We start from the raw sequence: 17,020 nt of genomic DNA on the forward strand, positions 1-17,020 counted from the left end.
AAAAATAAAATTCCTCCTACCCACATTTTTTACGCCTGAAGCTTAAATGTACTTCAGGCGTATTTTTCTTCCAATTTTATTTATTTGGCCATGCCTTTAATTGTTCTAATAATTCTTCTAGAGGGCCTTCATAAAGCGGAACAGTTGGGATTGATTGTAAAAAACGTTTTCCATAAGAAGCGCTTATCAAACGACGGTCTAATACAAATACTGTTCCGGTATCTGTACTTGTTCTAATCAGACGACCAAATCCTTGTTTGAAACGCAAGATTGCTTGCGGGAGTGCTAACTTAGCGAATACGTCCTCTCCTTGATTTTTTAACCACTCTCCTTTTGCTTCCATCATCGGTTGATGAGGAGGCGTAAAGGGAAGCCGTACAATAACAAGACAACTAAGGGCATCTCCAGGTATATCTATCCCTTCCCAAAAACTACTTGTTCCTAATAAAATCGATTTGTCGAACTCTTGAAATTTACGAATGAGACGACTTCGGCTCTTATTATTTACACTTTGCGTTAATAATAAATACCCCTCTAATTCCTCATCATTTTTCAAATTCGTATACGCTTCTTTCAACATTTCATACGAAGTGAATAAAACAAGCATTCTACCTTTTGTAGCTTTCGCTATTTTTGCAATATGTGCCGACACAGATTCAATATATTCTTCATTACTTGCTTGCTTAATAAAAGGCACATCTGTTGAAACCATTAATTTCATCTGTTCTTCAAAACGGAATGGTGATGGAACCTGTAATGTATTGGGAGCAAAATCATGTAAACCTAGCTCCTCTTTTATATAGTCAAATGAATCGTTTACTGTTAACGTTGCTGATGTGAAAATAACACTCTTTTTCTGTGTTAAAAATTCATCCGCAAGCCTTTCACCAATATGAACAGGCTGTGCATATAAAACGGTTGAATGAATTGTTCCCTTCGTTTCAGTCTCCATCCATGTCACATATGAATTTTTTTCTAAAATGAGTAATTGTAAAGATTGTTCCATCTTTCTCAACAACTCAATTAAATGCATAAATTCACCTGTAACAACATGCATCTCCCATTCTAATTTACTTTGCAATATATCAACTTGCTTCTCAAGTATAGTCAATAATTTTCTTACATCGTATACAAAACGATTTGTTAACTCTGTAATGCTATCCCATAACTTACCTTTCTCTACTTCCGTGTTATATCGATAAATGAGTGGCATATTGCTTATCCCTTGTTCCTGCTTTGTTTGTTTAAAGATGAAAGCACGTAACATTTGGAATAGCTCATCCGCATCAAATTTCAATTCCTTCAAACTATGACTCACCATACGGAAAGTCGAACGAGAGGCTTGCTCTGATTTTTTCATCATTTTATATACTTTAGAAAGTACATCATCTGTTTCTAGCGTACCAAGACGAGATAAAACTAATTGAAAATACATACAGGAGAACTGTTCACCTAATATTCTACTCGCCGCTTCCTCGATATGATGAGCTTCATCAAAAATAATATGTTCACATGAAGCAAATAGTGGTTCTTCACTTGAAAAATCTTGAAATAATAACGTATGATTTGTAATAACGATATCTGCAAATAATGCTTTATTCTTTGCTCGTTGATAAAAACAACGGCTATACCAGTTGCTTTGCATCCCGCCTGGACTATGTACATCACTACAAATACGGTTCCAAAGTAACTTTCCGCCCTCAGGAATATTTAATTCATCACGATCGCCAGTTTCTGTTTGCAATAACCACACTAAAATTTTTGCCTTTGTGAGCGCCATATCATAATTTTTCTCTTCCTCTTGCAAAGCATATTCAAATTTATGTAGACAAAGATAATGCTTTCTTCCTTTCAAAAGAGCTACTTCAAATGAAAATGGCATTATTTTCTGTAATAATGGAATTTCTTTTTCTAATATTTGTTGTTGCAGTTGTACTGTTTGGGTACTTATGATGACAGGTTCTTCTTTTTTCGTTGCAAAATAAATACTTGGAAGTAAATATGCAAGAGTCTTTCCTGTTCCTGTTCCTGCTTCAATTAGTGAAAACCTAGAATCTCTTAGTGCTGTATATATTTCCTTCATCATAATCTGTTGGCTTTCTCTTTTTTCAAACCTTGGCATATTCAATTCAAGTTTATCGATTGCCTTATGCAAGAAAGCATCAAATTTAGATGAACATGTTTCACTGAGATTTAAAGCATAATTCCGTTTTCGAAGCGCAATATTTCGATACACTTCATACCCCTCTGCCACTTTTCTACCATGCATCATTTTCTTTAAAATATTTTCAGAAAGTACATCCGCTATATCACTTTGAAAAACATCGCTCAATTCATAAAGCGATTGCAAGGTGACAAGTGGTAACTTTTCAATTTCATTTAAAAATTGTAAAAATAATTCCGCTGTTGCAAGAGCATCACTATCCGCACGATGCGGTTGATCGTGCTCTAATTCATGTTGTTTAGCTAAATCACGTAATTTATAACTATCAGCTGTCGGCAAAAGAATTTGCGCCAACTCCACTGTATCAACTTTCGGACAATGTACTTCTGTATATCCAGCCCACCTTAATTCTTCCGTTAAAAAATTCCAATCAAAGTGAACGTTATGTGCAACGAAAGCTGCACCTTGCAATAGCTCAACAACCATCGGGGCTACATCATGAAATAACGGGGCTTGCTTAACCATACTCTCATCAATCCCTGTTAATTCTGTAATAAATGGCGGAATCTCTCTCTTCGGATTAATAAAAGATGAAAAAATCTCTAGTATCTCTCCATCTTCCACTACAACAGCTGCGATTTGGGTAATTTTATCCTTCCCGTCCTTCCAGGAGTTCCCTGTCGTCTCTAAATCCACAACGACATAACGTTTACTCATATATGTAACACCTCAATTTCTTACCTATCAATCACAAAATTATATAATGTTACTATACCACGTTTTATCTCATCTTAATGAAAAGATGCACAAAAAAGCTATCTCCGTAATAGAGATAGCCTTCTTACTTATAATATCGTACCCGCTTTTTCAGCGCCTAACATTTGGATAATTTGATTATCATCGTCTAATACTGCAATTTTCGGCTCTTGGTTATGAATATTTTCTTCTGCCACTAAACCGTAGCAAATAATAATAACTTTATCCCCTGGCTGTACAAGCCTTGCAGCTGCACCATTTAAACAAACAACACCGCTACCGCGTTCTCCTTTAATAACATATGTCTCTAAGCGCGCACCATTATTGTTATTTACAATTTGTACTTTTTCATTTTCTACAATATTTACTGCATCCATTAAATCTTCATCAATTGTAATACTACCTACATAATTTAAATTTGCTTCTGTTACCGTAGCGCGATGTAACTTCGCTCTCATCATTGTGCGAAACATAGATGCTCCCCCTTATTTAACCGTTAATGTTATATTGTCAATTAATCGTACATTCTCAAATTTAACTGCAATTGCTAAAATCATTCGTCCTTCAATTTTATCTATTACTTGTAGTGAAGGATAGGCATATAAATCAGCATAATCTACAGTGCCTTTCGTATACGTCTCAATATACTCTTTCACAAGAGTTGTAATGATTTCTGCATTACGTTCGCCTGCTTCAATTCTTTCTTTCGCTTTACATAGACTGCGATATAAATGAGGAGCCTCTTCACGCTCTTCTTGTGATAAATACACGTTACGAGAACTTTTCGCTAATCCATCTACTTCCCTTACAATATCCACTGGTACGATTGTAACCGGAATATTAAAATCAGCGACAAATCCTTCAATGACAGCAACTTGCTGTGCATCTTTCATACCAAAATAAGCACGCGTTGGCAATGTAATATTAAATAGTTTCATTAGTACAGTCGCAACTCCAGCGAAATGACCAGGTCTTTGTTTGCCACATAATACATCGGTACGCTTCACAACTGCTACTGTTGTCGTTTGTTCTGCTGGATACATTTCTTCTACGCTCGGATAAAATAAATAATCTACACCGTTTTCTTTTGCTACATTTTCATCTCTATCAATATCACGAGGGTATCGATCTAAATCTTCATTCGGCCCAAACTGTAGCGGATTGACAAACACGCTTAAAACCACAATTTCATTTTCTTCTCTTGCCTTACGTAATAAAGTCGCATGGCCTTCATGTAAATAACCCATCGTTGGAACAAAACCAATACTTTTTCCACTTATACGAAGTTCGTTTGTAATTTGCTGCATCTCTTGCACTGTAGTTACGATTTTCATTATTGTTTTCCTCCGTATAACGCTAAGCATTCTTCCTCTTTCATTGTGAATGAATGTTTTTCTTCTGGAAATTGCCCTGTCTTTACTTCAGTAACGTATTGTGAAATCCCTCGCACAATCTCCTCTTGAACAGACGTATATTGCTTTACAAATTTCGGAACACGATTTACGCCGTATGAGATAAGATCATGATAAACAAGTACTTGCCCATCTACTTTTTTCCCTGCTCCAATTCCAATCGTCGGAATTGTTAGTTGCTTCGAAATTAATTCCGCTAACTGCATTGGCACACATTCTAACACAAGCGCTATCGCACCAGCTTCCTCACATCTCTTCGCATCTTCTATTAATTTTTTTGCACTTTCAGCATCTTTTCCTTGTACTTTATACCCACCTAGTACTCCTACAGATTGAGGAGTTAAGCCTAAGTGTGCCACGACAGGAATCCCCGCATTCGTCAAGTAATGAATAGTTGATACCACTTCCCCTGCACCTTCTACCTTCAGTGCATGAGCACCACTCTCTTGAACAATGCGGCGTGCATTCACCATCGTATCTTGAGGCGACACATGATACGACATAAATGGCATATCAGTTACAATAAACGTCTCTTTCGCTCCTCGGCGTACAGCTTTCGTATGATGAATCATATCCTCTACTGTTACAGGTACTGTTGAATCGTAGCCGAGCACAACCATCCCAAGGGAATCTCCAACTAGAATCATATCAACTTCAGCTTCTTCTGCTAACTTAGCAGACGGATAATCATACGCCGTTAGCATCGTAATCGGCTCACCTTGCTCTTTCATCTTCAAAAAATCTGTTTTTGTTTTCAAAAACTACTCCTCCTTTATACAGGAGAGAGGAGATGGCCGAAATCATATAAAAAACCCCTCTGGCCATAAAAGGGCAGAAGGGTTGTGTGTTAGTCGGCATTATTCATCCCTCTGTCCCAGTCCGTTATTGGATCAAGGCAGAATCCAAGTTATTATTTTTCGTATTGCTTCGAATCATGGTGCAGTTCGCTCTGATACTGCCCACATTCGAACTAATTATAGCAAACTCCAAAAAGGAATTACTACATTTTTTTGAAAAAATAATTTTTTATTCCTATTACGGTATGTGAAATTTTTTATAAATAACTCAATCATAGAAAGATACAGCTTTGTTTAAAATGCCTCGTATAACTCTTAAACTAATGATGCAGGTTAATTGAGAAAAGTACTTACAAAAGGAGAATTGCGAATGTTTATGAACAAATGGTTATTTCCATTCACCGGTTTGCTTCTGATGATTGTAGGGATGATAACTTTTAGCTCCTTCCATGCATTTGCCTCAGTTAACGTCGTAACACAACCCATCGATTCAACGAAAGTAATTGAGGTCGAACTGAATGATGATTACTTTCATCCAAACGTCATCACCATTCCAATTGAAGAGTCAACAACATTGTTATTAAAAAACAAAGGTAAGAATGAACACACCTTTACAGTAAAAAAACTCGGCATTGATGTCGTAGTCGAGTCAGGAAAAGAAAAAAACATTACCGTGAAACCTAAAAATACTGGTACATATGAATTAATATGCCGGTACCACCTTCTTAAAGGAATGGAAGGCAAAGTAATAGTCAAATAAAAAGAAGTTCCCAAAAGGAACTTCTTTTACTTAATTTCGATATCCGCAGAATGAATGTGATGTACTTTCCCTTCATGATCCTCCAGAAGCAATACACCATCCTCTGTAATTCCTTTTGCTACGCCTGTAATTGTCTCTCTCATCGTTCGAGCGGTAATTTCTTTCCCGATGCTCACAGCGTAACTTTCCCAAAGAATTTTAATGACAGAGAAACCATTTTGTAAATACTCTTCATATAATTTTTCTAGTTGTAAAAAGATTTGTTGCATCAGCTCTGCACGAACAATTGGTTTACCAGATTCAATCGCTAAAGAAGTAGCAATATGCTGAATTTCCTCATCAAAATGCTCTTGCTTTTGATTTGCATTAATACCAATACCCATAATGACAGCATTAATTTTATCAGGATCAGCCTGCATTTCTGTTAATATACCTACAGCCTTTTTACCTTGAATTAAAATATCATTCGGCCATTTTATTCCTACGTTTACACCCGTGCACTTTTCAATTGCTTGTGCAACGCTAACAGCCGCTAATAAAGTAAGTTGTGGTGCATGATGAACCGGGATTGATGGACGTAAAATAATACTCATCCAAATTCCTGTTCCTTTTGGTGAATGCCATTTCCTACTTAAACGACCTCTGCCGGCTATTTGTTCTTCTGCAACAACAATCGTTCCTTCTTCTGCACCTTCATAAGCAAGTTTTGCTGCAATATGCTGCGTAGATTCAACAGACTCTTCAAAATATACCGTTCTACCGATATGTTTTGTTTGTAACCCTAACTGAATTTCATTAGCAGTTACTTTGTCTGGCTTACTCGCAATTCGATAACCTAATCGACGCACAGCTTCAAGTTCATATCCCTCATTCCGAAGGTCCTCCATATGTTTCCACACAGCGGTTCTTGAACAACCAAGTTTATCACTAATCGTTTGGCCAGATATAAACGCGCCATCCGCTTCTGAAAAAACTTGCAATAACTGCTTTCTTATAGTAGATTGCATTCTTGCAGCCACTCCCTTATACACTCTTTCTCATTACCTACGTTTCCTTGTACGATTGCTTCTTCAACCTTTTGAATCATTTCAGCAACCCACGGACCTGGCTTTTTATTTGCCCAGTTTAATAAATCATTCCCAGTCACATTCATTTCTTGTCGATTCTTGATTGGCAATGCTTCAAACAACGTTTGTACTCGTTTCACAGATGTATTATCGTAGCTTTCAATCATCGCTTCATATACTCTTTCTGCCATTTCAGCGATATGAATTCCCGTTTTATAAAGAAGGACTGTATCCCAATCCTTCTCCTTTCTCGTACGGAGTGTTAATAAAACTGCGACGATATCTTTTATTTTTTTATTCGAAAACTTCCATTGACGTAAAAAGACAGATGGATGCTCTTCCCCAATACAATATAAGAAGAATGCCCATGCCTCAACGTCCGTTTCAAAAGAATCCCAGTTATACTGCGTAGCTTTTAATAATCTCTCTTCTGACATTTGTAAATATGGCAGATGAGAAAATAGCTTCGTTTCTACTAATTCTTGCAAGCCCTTCACGCAATATGTACCAGTTAACAGTTTCTCAAACTCCACTGTAATTCGCTCAATTGCAATATGTTCTAGCAAATGTCCATATGTTTCTATTGCTTGTTTCGTTTTCATTTCTAAAGAAAAACCTAACGTACTTACGAAACGAATACCACGCATCATTCGCAGGGCGTCTTCTTGAAAACGATCCGCAGCATTGCCAACCGTCACAATTTCTCTCTTTTGAATCGCTTGCTGTCCAGCAAATAAATCAACCATTTTGCCTTCTTCTGTCATCGCAATTGCATTCATTGTGAAATCACGACGTTTTAAATCCTCTTCTAATGAACGAACAAATTGAACACTACTAGGTCTTCGAAAATCTTCATATTCGCTCTCTGTTCGAAAAGTGGTTACCTCATAAGGTTCACCATTTTCTACCACAATTACAGTTCCATGCTCAAGACCAACAGGAACATGTCTTGGAAATATAGCCATCACTTCTTCTGGTAAAGCAGATGTCGCAATATCAATATCTCCAATCGGCCTATCGATAATAAGATCTCGTACGCTTCCACCGACAAAGTAGGCCTCATGTCCTTGTTGCTTTAAAGTCTCAATAATAGAACTAGCTTTTTTAAATCTTTCCATTTTTGTCATCCCTTAGTACATCATAGTAAATCGTTTCATATTGTGAGACGATTTTTTCAGAGCGGAACTGCTCGTAAACACTTTCTCTTGCTCGCTCTCCCAAATTACGGTGAAGTTCTTCATCCTTTAATAGCTGAATGGCTTGATTTGCCACTCCTGTTGGATCGCCAACTTCACATAAATATCCTGTTTCACCATGTTGAATGACTTCTGGAATACCTCCAACCCTTGTTCCGATACAAGGTACACCACACGCCATCGCTTCTAATAAAACAAGACCAAAACTCTCCTTCTCTGAAAGAAGCAACATTAAATCACTCATCGCAAGTAGCTCTGCAACATTATCTTGCTTCCCTAAGAATAAGACGCGATCTTCAATATGTAAATTTTTTACTATCTGTAAAATCGTGCAAAATTCTGGTCCATCTCCAACAAGAAGCAACTTCGCATCTACTTCTGTAACAATTTTAGCAAATGCCTGAACAACATCTTGCACACGTTTCACTTTACGGAAATTTGAAATGTGAATCAGTATCTTTTCACTCTCACTTATACCATATTCTTTCTTTAATTGGGACATATCACGCTTGAAATATACACGCTCGTCTATAAAGTTATATACCGTTTGAATGTTTTTATTTGGTTTTACAAGCTCATGCGTTTCGTTAATCAATGAATGCGAGACAGCCGTCACAACATCAGATTGCTCAATACCAAAACGAATTAAATTATTTAACGAAGGGTCGGAACCTAACACAGTAATATCTGTTCCATGCAAGGTTGTAACAATTTTAATACGCTCTCCAATCATTTGTTTTGCTAAATAAGCACAAATGGCATGTGGTATTGCGTAATGCACATGTAAAATATCTAGGTTCTCTCTTTGTGCAACCTCTGCCATTTTACTCGCTAACGCTAAATCGTATGGTGGATATTGAAATACAGAGTATTGATTTACCGTCACTTCATGAAAATAAATGTTTGGATACACTTTATTTAACCGGAATGGTAAACCCGATGTAATAAAATGAATTTCATGCCCGCGTTCCGCTAATTGCTTTCCTAATTCTGTTCCAACAACTCCAGAACCACCTACAGAAGGATAACATGTAATACCTATTTTTAATTTCATTTACATCCCCCCTATTAAATCAGCATGTAATAAAACCGGTTTCTTACTCATAAATCCCTCGGCATATAAGACTCCAACTTCTTTTCCAAACATTTTCTCTCGAGCGACCACAGTTTCAACGTAACCTTCTGTTAACGGCGTTTTCACACCATCACTCCCTGTTGAAAACTGACTTTCATACGCTTCTAATGCTTCCACTTTTATAGAAAGGTACTCACTTATATCTATACAAAAATTCGGTTTATGAAAACCATTAATCATATAATAATAAAAAGACTCCACGCGATGTGGCGAAACCTCTGGCATATATTTACGAATTCCCGCTGAAAAAATAGCTTCTTCCACAAGTTTTGCACAATTTGCATGATCTGGATGACGATCTTCATAATACGGCGCGAAAACTAGTTTCGGTTTATATGTACGAATCACCTTTACAATTTCACGTATATACTCTTCTTTCATATACAAACCACGGTCTGGCATCGCTAAATTCAGTCTCGTTTTTACTCCCATTATACGAGCTGCCGCCTTTGCTTCTTCTTTTCTCAATTCTATCGTTCCATTAGAAGAAAGGTCAGCTTCTGTTAAATCACAAATACCTACTTCATACCCTTGCTTCGTATATTTAGCAATGGTACCAGCCATGCCGATTTCAACATCATCGGCATGAGCACCAAACGCTAATATATGTAATCCACTCATAATTGTTCCCCTCATTTTCTAAACTTGCGGTAATCTAAATCTCCTCGCTCTAATGCGTGCATTAACATTTCAGCACTTGCCATATTCGTTGCAAGTGGAATCGCATATACATCACATAAACGAAGCAATGCATTTACATCTGGTTCATGCGGCTGAGCAGTTAGTGGATCTCGGAAAAAAATCACCATATCCATATCGTTTTTTGCAATCATGGCACCAATTTCTTGATCGCCACCAAGAGGACCCGACTGAAATCTTGTTACAACTAAACCAGTTGCCTCCATAATACGAAGTCCTGTCGTCCCTGTTGCAAATAATTCATGTTGTTCAAAAATTGGTTTATATGCGTATGCAAACGAAACCATGTCATCTTTCTTTTTGTCATGTGCGATTAAGGCAATTTTCATCTGTTGTCTCCCCTTTAGTCGATAATATTTTCTAAACCGTACACAAGATGATCTAGATTCATTACTGTATCAATTGATAGTTTTACACCCGACATAAATGATGCACGATTGAATGAATCATGACGAACCGTTAACATTTGTCCATCTCCACCAAACATTACTTCTTGGTGCGCAATAAGTCCTGGTAAACGTACACTATGAATGTGAATGCCGTCTACATTTGCACCACGAGCACCTTCTAGTTGTTCTACTTCATTCGGATGACCTTGCTGCTTTGATTCACGATTTTGACGAATTAATTCTACTGTTTTTACTGCTGTACCAGATGGTGCATCTAACTTTTGATCATGATGCAATTCAATTACTTCAACATCTTGGAAATACTTCGCTGCCATTTGTGAGAATTTCATCATAAGAACTGCACCAATTGCAAAGTTTGGAGCGATAATTGTTCCTACTGCTTTTTCTTTCGCATTCTCTCTTAATTGCTTTAGTTCTTCTTCTGTAAATCCAGTTGTACCAATAACAGAACGAAGTCCACGCTCAACTGCTAGTGTAACGTGTTGTTTCCCAACTTCTGGCGTTGTTAAATCTAACAACACATCTGCTTCTACTTCCTCTAAACAAGTATGTAAATCTGCGTAAATTGGCGCTTGTAACGCTGGCATGCCCGGTAAATCAGAAATTTTCTCTCCACCATGCTTATAATCCACTGCTGCTACCAAATTAAAATGTTCCGTTCTTTCCATAAGAAGGACTGCTTCATGTCCCATACGTCCTCTTGGTCCAGCGATAATTACTTTAATTTCTTTCATTATTCTTTCTCTCCCTCATCAATACGTGTCCAGCGATCTTTATCACGTGTATTAAATTTATTCATTACAATGTTATGTGCCGTTTCTAAATCAATATTTAAACTATTTGCCATACAAATCATAACAAATAATACATCTCCAAGCTCTTCTTCCAGACTACGTTCTTTTTCAGTTGTTTTCTTCGGTTTCTCACCATAATAATGATTTACCTCTCTTGCAAGCTCCCCCATTTCTTCCGTTAAACGAGCCATCATTGCAAGTGGACTGAAATAACCTTCTTTAAACTGACCAATATATGCATCTACTTCTTTCTGCATATCCTTCATCGTTTTTGCTTCCATACAATTCACCTCTAATCCTTCCTCTTTCATGTTAGCCAATTCATCGCGATTTGACAAATATTATTCCCCGCCAAACACCTATTTGCGACCCTTTTTTGGATAGACTATAATAAAGTGAAACTTCTTTTGCATGCTTTTCGCAAAAGATTAGTTGAACCAATCGGGTTCCTACGGCTGGTTTGTCCTTCTTCAGAGCTTTATCCCCTACCAGCCGTTGGAACGGGGTAAAGTGAAACTTCTTTTGCATGCTTTTCGCAAAAGATTAGTTGAACCAATCGGGTTCCTACGGCTGGTTTGTCCTTCTTCAGAGCTTTATCCCCTACCAGCCGTTGGAACGGGGTAAAGTGAAACTTCTTTTGCATGCTTTTCGCAAAAGATTAGTTGAACCAATCGGGTTCCTACGGCTGGTTTGTCCTTCTTCAGAGCTTTATCCCCTACCAGCCGTTGGAACGGGGTAAAGTGAAACTTTCTTTTGCGGTTTTTGCAAAAGATTAGTTGAACCAATCGGGCTCTTACGGCTGGTTTGATCTCACTTCACTGCTTTATCCTCTACCAGCCGTTAGAGCGGGGTAAAGTGAAACTTTCTTTTGCGGTTTTTGCAAAAGATTAGTTGAACCAATCGGGCTCTTACGGCTGGTTTGATCTCACTTCACTGCTTTATCCTCTACCAGCCGTTAGAGCGGGGTAAAGTGAAACTTCTTTTGCGGTTTTTTATAGCCTTCACTATTTTTACTAACAGCTAGAAATTACTTATCATTATGTTTTACCGTATCAGCGGAGCAATGCAATTTACATAATTAGGAGGATTTCTATATGACATCAAATTTGAAGATTCGAAATATCATTTTCATTTTAATCGGTTCCGCTATTTTTTCTTTCGGTATTGTGAATATCAATATTGAAAATCACCTTGCAGAAGGTGGATTTACCGGTATTACACTATTATTGTATTTTCTATTTAAGTTTGATCCTTCTTATTCAAACTTAATTTTAAATATCCCTATATTTTTTATTGGTTGGAAGTTACTTGGAAGAACGACATTTATCTATACACTAATCGGCACCTTCAGCGTGTCTTTATTTCTATGGATTTTTCAACGTTACGAAGTTCTTAACTTACATTTAAACTTACAAAATGATATGACACTCGCGGCTTTATTCGCCGGGGCATTTATCGGTGTCGGTCTTGGCATAATATTTAAATATGGCGGGACTACTGGCGGTGTAGATATTATCGCAAGACTCGCTCATAAATATATTGGCTGGAGTATGGGGAAAACGATGTTTATGTTTGATGCTATCGTCATTATCGTCTCTATTCTTACCTATTTATCATACCGCGAGGGCATGTATACGTTAGTTGCTGTTTTTATCGGGGCGAAAGTCATTGATTTTATGCAAGAAGGAGCCTATGCGGCAAAAGGAGCAACTATTATCTCAGATAAAAACGATGAAATTGCTGCCAAAATTTTATCTGATATGGAACGAGGAGCTACTTTTTTAAAAGCTGTTGGATCGTATACAAAAGTGGAACGGAACGTATTATATTGCGTTGTCGCTAAAAATGAAATCGTGAAATTAAAAAATATTATTACTTCTGTAGATCCTCATGCCTTTGTTGCTGTAAGTGATGTACATGATGTAGTTGGTGAAGGTTTTACGTTAGATGAAAATAAAAATCCGTTACATAAATAAACGCAACTAGAAAAGCTCTCTAGCTTTTCTAGTTTTTTATTACATATTTTTTAAGTTTATCTAAATCCTCATAAATAAGCTCCAATAAACTCCGATTATAAAAAATGGAAGCAGGATGAAAGGTCGGGAAGATATGATATTCTTGCTCTGACCATGTAAACACTGCACTTTGCATATTCTTTAATTTTTGAATAGGCTGTTTTAATAATTGTCCGTGTACATCTGTGATTTTTTTATTTTTTCCTGTTAAACGTTGAAGACCGATATTTCCAAGCGTGACGATAAGCTTCGGGTTTATTTTCTCTAATTCATAATCTAACAAAGGGGCATGGGCAAGTATTTCCCCTTGATTTGGTGTTCTATTATACTTTTTCTGTACGATCTCACCATTTCGTTCTTTTTTCTCTCGCCACTTATACGGTCTGCTTCGTACAGCGCTCGTAATATATACTTCTTCCCTTGTAACATGAATCCGTTCTAAAAAAACCATTAATTGTTTTCCCGCTCTCCCGCTAAACGGAATCCCATTATGAATTTCTGTTTCACCAGGCGCTTCTCCTAACAGCATAAATTTTGGATTTTCAGGACCTTGTCCACTTAAAAAGCCTTCTAGCTGATAAGGAGCACTACGTTCTTTCACTTGTTTTACTAAATGGTCTGGATATTTCATTTCCCCCACCGCCTTTCCGCATTGCTTCTATTATTTCTATTTGCAGTACATTATATAATTCAATTCACAAAACAAAAAAGACTATCAAAATTGATAGTCTTTAGTCGTCGCTACGCTGCATACCAGTATACATTAATACGAGACGTAATAATTCAAATACTGCTACAGCTGCAGCCGCTACATATGTTAATGCTGCCGCATTTAATACTTTACGAGCTTGGCCATATTCATCTGTTGATACGATACCTAACGCTTCAATTTGTTGCATTGCACGCTTTGATGCATCAAACTCAACAGGTAATGTCACAAGTTGGAACACAACACCTGCTGCCATTAAAATGATACCTAATAACAACAAGTTAGACATAGATGCAAAGGCACCAATCATAATAAATACCCAAGAAATATTCGATCCAAAGTTTGCAACTGGCACTAACGAATGACGAATACGCATAAAGTTATAATCTTTTGCGTCTTGAATTGCGTGTCCTACTTCGTGTGCTGCAACTGCTGTACCAGCAACTGAATGACCGTAATAGTTATCTGTTGATAATCGAACTGTTTTGGCAGTTGGATCATAATGGTCTGATAAATGACCTGGTGTTTCTTCTACAGCTACGTTGTATAATCCGTTTTCATCTAAAATTTTTCGAGCCACTTCCGCTCCTGTCATACCTGAAGTTGAATAAACTTGTGAATACTTGCTATAGGCACTACGTACTTTTGACTGTGCATACAACGGTATGATCATTATGATCGCGAAGTAAATTAAATAAAACATCATGAACCTCCATTGAAGTTTTAATTATAGTACTTCTCATTCTATTTTTTTCTGACATCATTGTCAATGAATAAACCTTACAATCGGTATCTTTATTTATTGCATTATCTATTCTTAGAGTGTACATTACTTTTTCTTTTTTCTCTCTCTCCTTTATACTTTCTCCATCCAACATAAGTTAATGTGAATAAAATAAGACCTCCAGTAATTGTCATAAACCAAATGAGAGAGGGTGCAATTTCATCTTTTTTTACTGTATGAAATATTTTTTGCAAATCCCCTTTAATGATTCCTACTTGCATTTGCCCCCCTTTCGTATTTAACATAACGTTACGAAATTCATCCAAATAAGATAAATGGGCATTTACACGCTGCACTTCATTTTCTGGCAGGGCGATCATTAAGCTTGGATAAATAATATTAAATTCATGTAAAAATGTGTTTAACGTTTGTTGAAACTGTCCCGTATCTTCTTTTTTCATCGCTTTTTCCATTTGAGAAAAGGCACCCATTACTTTTCTTTCTCTTTCCATCCAAAGCGGTTGATATTTCGACACTTGCGCATCAACAGCGAGCTGCAGGGCTAACACATTATCAATTTTAACTTGTTTACCTAAATCTGTTTCCGAGAGAGATTGTTTCGCCTTGTCGTAAGCTAAAGAAATAACTCTAACCTGATCTGGCGTTACTTCTTGCTTCTTTTCATTCCCCTTTATAACAAATTGCTCGGAGAAATGTTGTAATACTTGTACTGCTTTTTCATCTTCATTAAGCTTCACTAATTGTAATGAGTCGTCTAACAACCCTGTTAGTTCACTCCACTCTTCAGCATATATACGTAACGGAAACATTATAATTAGAAATGCTATTAATCCAATTAATGTTCTGTTCATCACGGTCCCCCCTATAACTACTAGTACAAAATATGTTAATTTGGACAAGAATAGAACAGAACTGGACCGAAAAATATATTATCATTTTACAAACAAAAAAATTCTCTTTAAGCAGAGAATTTTTCCTTTGAAATCCTTTTCTTTTTTACGAAATATCTATACAAGCTATAACAAAGTATGCTGCCACATAAAATAAATAATAAAATAACACACGCAGCATGCATAAAGAATTCTTCTGGTAACATTAATATAATTGGATCCGTTTCAATATCAAACATCCAATAATCATTACTGAATAAAAGTTTATGGAATAATACAAAACTCTTTTCAAAATTAATAGCGATCGGTAACATGAGCGCGATCGGTAAGATAATTGTTAAAATTGATCCGTGCAGTAAAAACTTTTCATTTTTCTTTTTTAATAAATAAATCCCGCCTATTATTGCAATCATAATTGTCGCATACATTACATATTGAATCTTTACTAAAATATTTTTAACATCTACAAAATGAATACGGCCATTTGTAGACATATCTAATGTTGGAAACTGTAATGCCCCGTCATAAAACGGAGATAAATATGTGATAAGCACATCATAATTTTCTTTAATATCAGCCTTCGTCATATCCGCTAAGTCTGGGATGTTTAAAAAATCAATTTCAAAATAATATAGCCATTTTCCGTATACAACCGCTGTTGTTGCGAGTGCAAATATAGAAAATGCTATGCCATATGAAACAACTATAGTAATCAATCGATCCAATATTTTTGTACCACTCTTATTTTTCTTCATTTTCTCCCCCTACATGTTCTAACTATCATAAAGAAAACTGTTTTCGGTTCTCACGCAAGCAATAATAATATGTAAGACATAGTGTGACGATGCTTAGCCAAAACGTAAAGTAACCAATTTCTTCTACAAACAAATGCATAATTCCATATCTCGGCATTTGCCAAAATAAATAATCAATTGCATCATTATGTAATGTCCATATAGCTGCTACCGCAAAATGCCATTTTTTTATACGGTAAAACGGTGCATATAACAATCCTTGTACTGCCATCGCAAAGTGCGAAAGCATTAACATATACCCCATAAGACCAATAGGACCTTTTACATAGATCATAATTGCATTTACAACAACAGCCCATATACCATATTTCATCAAAGTAACAATTGCTAGCGCCTCTATTAATCCCCAATTTCTCTTTCTTAAAAAAGCAATTAAAACAAAGACAAAAAAGAGACTCGCCATCGGGCTATCGGGTACAAACGGCCAAAATATAGGTGAGGTTTCTTTTAATTGATTTCCATACCATATAAATCCGTATATTGTACCTAATATGTTAACAACTAATAAAAATAATAATATAGAGCGTTGTCTTAACATTGCATACAAATAAACCAAGCTGTATGTCCAACACCTTTCAAACAAAGTCATTCTTTCCTCAAACTCTACTCTATTATATAGTAAACTTTCTTTCATCAAAATAAAAAGCTGACTACAA

At 36.5% G+C, this 17,020-nt stretch carries 18 protein-coding genes; 2 read left to right on the plus strand and 16 right to left on the minus strand.

The features are described 5' to 3' along the window. Positions 1-76 precede the first annotated feature (76 nt). The 4 genes from dinG to panB all read right to left on the minus strand — a co-directional run bounded on the left by dinG (position 77) and on the right by panB (position 5,090). Entirely contained in the window at positions 77-2,881 is a 2,805-nt protein-coding gene (gene dinG, locus QCI46_RS19940; protein WP_353841241.1) for an ATP-dependent DNA helicase DinG, read from the minus strand. Positions 2,882-3,009: 128 nt separating this feature from the next. Continuing rightward, complete coding sequence (panD, locus tag QCI46_RS19945; protein ID WP_000490178.1) at positions 3,010-3,393, minus strand: aspartate 1-decarboxylase; 384 nt, start codon at positions 3,391-3,393, stop codon at positions 3,010-3,012. 12 nt (positions 3,394-3,405) lie between these two features. Beyond that, on the minus strand, positions 3,406-4,254 hold the full coding sequence (gene panC / locus QCI46_RS19950) for a pantoate--beta-alanine ligase (RefSeq protein ID WP_000707017.1): 849 nt from the start codon (positions 4,252-4,254) through the stop codon (positions 3,406-3,408). Continuing rightward, positions 4,254-5,090, minus strand: a complete 837-nt coding sequence (gene panB / locus QCI46_RS19955; protein ID WP_000853116.1) for a 3-methyl-2-oxobutanoate hydroxymethyltransferase — start codon at positions 5,088-5,090, stop codon at positions 4,254-4,256. The genes panC and panB overlap by 1 nt, the downstream gene beginning before the upstream one ends. A 409-nt stretch (positions 5,091-5,499) precedes the next feature. On the opposite strand from panB, the gene QCI46_RS19960 reads away from it, so the two are divergent. Next, on the plus strand, positions 5,500-5,889 hold the full coding sequence (locus tag QCI46_RS19960; RefSeq protein WP_078183454.1) for a cupredoxin domain-containing protein: 390 nt from the start codon (positions 5,500-5,502) through the stop codon (positions 5,887-5,889). 26 nt (positions 5,890-5,915) lie between these two features. Here the strand turns inward: QCI46_RS19960 and QCI46_RS19965 are convergent, their stop codons facing one another. The 7 genes from QCI46_RS19965 to QCI46_RS19995 are packed head-to-tail and all read right to left on the minus strand — an operon-like array spanning position 5,916 to position 11,471. Beyond that, complete coding sequence (locus QCI46_RS19965; protein WP_353841242.1) at positions 5,916-6,896, minus strand: biotin--[acetyl-CoA-carboxylase] ligase; 981 nt, start codon at positions 6,894-6,896, stop codon at positions 5,916-5,918. Further along, entirely contained in the window at positions 6,881-8,074 is a 1,194-nt protein-coding gene (locus QCI46_RS19970) for a CCA tRNA nucleotidyltransferase (RefSeq protein ID WP_075308782.1), read from the minus strand. The genes QCI46_RS19965 and QCI46_RS19970 overlap by 16 nt, the downstream gene beginning before the upstream one ends. Then, a complete protein-coding gene (bshA, locus tag QCI46_RS19975; protein WP_087985552.1) occupies positions 8,061-9,206 on the minus strand; it encodes an N-acetyl-alpha-D-glucosaminyl L-malate synthase BshA in 1,146 nt (381 codons plus the stop codon). The genes QCI46_RS19970 and bshA overlap by 14 nt, the downstream gene beginning before the upstream one ends. After that, on the minus strand, positions 9,207-9,908 hold the full coding sequence (gene bshB1 / locus QCI46_RS19980) for a bacillithiol biosynthesis deacetylase BshB1 (RefSeq protein WP_048543522.1): 702 nt from the start codon (positions 9,906-9,908) through the stop codon (positions 9,207-9,209). Between the two features lie 11 nt (positions 9,909-9,919). Beyond that, positions 9,920-10,315, minus strand: coding sequence for a methylglyoxal synthase (gene mgsA, locus QCI46_RS19985; protein WP_046955216.1), 396 nt, complete (start codon positions 10,313-10,315; stop codon positions 9,920-9,922). Between the two features lie 14 nt (positions 10,316-10,329). After that, positions 10,330-11,130 carry a dihydrodipicolinate reductase gene (gene dapB / locus QCI46_RS19990; protein ID WP_048543525.1) on the minus strand — a complete coding sequence of 267 codons (801 nt, stop codon included), beginning with the start codon at positions 11,128-11,130 and terminating at the stop codon, positions 10,330-10,332. After that, positions 11,130-11,471, minus strand: a complete 342-nt coding sequence (locus QCI46_RS19995) for a nucleotide pyrophosphohydrolase (RefSeq protein ID WP_048543622.1) — start codon at positions 11,469-11,471, stop codon at positions 11,130-11,132. The genes dapB and QCI46_RS19995 overlap by 1 nt, the downstream gene beginning before the upstream one ends. An 813-nt stretch (positions 11,472-12,284) precedes the next feature. Here QCI46_RS19995 and QCI46_RS20000 point away from each other — a divergent pair. After that, positions 12,285-13,166, plus strand: a complete 882-nt coding sequence (locus tag QCI46_RS20000; protein WP_353841243.1) for a YitT family protein — start codon at positions 12,285-12,287, stop codon at positions 13,164-13,166. A 28-nt stretch (positions 13,167-13,194) separates the two neighbouring features. Here QCI46_RS20000 and QCI46_RS20005 read toward each other — a convergent pair whose 3' ends face one another. The 5 genes from QCI46_RS20005 to lhaT all read right to left on the minus strand — a co-directional run bounded on the left by QCI46_RS20005 (position 13,195) and on the right by lhaT (position 16,920). Further along, entirely contained in the window at positions 13,195-13,836 is a 642-nt protein-coding gene (locus QCI46_RS20005; protein WP_098089040.1) for a uracil-DNA glycosylase, read from the minus strand. Between the two features lie 100 nt (positions 13,837-13,936). Further along, positions 13,937-14,617, minus strand: coding sequence for a zinc metallopeptidase (locus QCI46_RS20010; protein WP_002096760.1), 681 nt, complete (start codon positions 14,615-14,617; stop codon positions 13,937-13,939). Between the two features lie 104 nt (positions 14,618-14,721). Further along, positions 14,722-15,510, minus strand: a complete 789-nt coding sequence (gene ypjB / locus QCI46_RS20015; protein ID WP_353841244.1) for a sporulation protein YpjB — start codon at positions 15,508-15,510, stop codon at positions 14,722-14,724. A gap of 107 nt (positions 15,511-15,617) precedes the next feature. Then, entirely contained in the window at positions 15,618-16,304 is a 687-nt protein-coding gene (gene lit, locus QCI46_RS20020; protein WP_353841245.1) for a lipoprotein intramolecular transacylase Lit, read from the minus strand. Positions 16,305-16,329: 25 nt separating this feature from the next. Beyond that, a complete protein-coding gene (lhaT, locus tag QCI46_RS20025; protein WP_000262813.1) occupies positions 16,330-16,920 on the minus strand; it encodes a lipoprotein heptaprenylglyceryl N-acetyltransferase LhaT in 591 nt (196 codons plus the stop codon). Positions 16,921-17,020: the final 100 nt, after the last annotated feature.

The organism is Bacillus cereus group sp. RP32, assembly GCF_040459735.1.
Lineage (GTDB): Bacteria > Bacillota > Bacilli > Bacillales > Bacillaceae_G > Bacillus_A > Bacillus_A wiedmannii.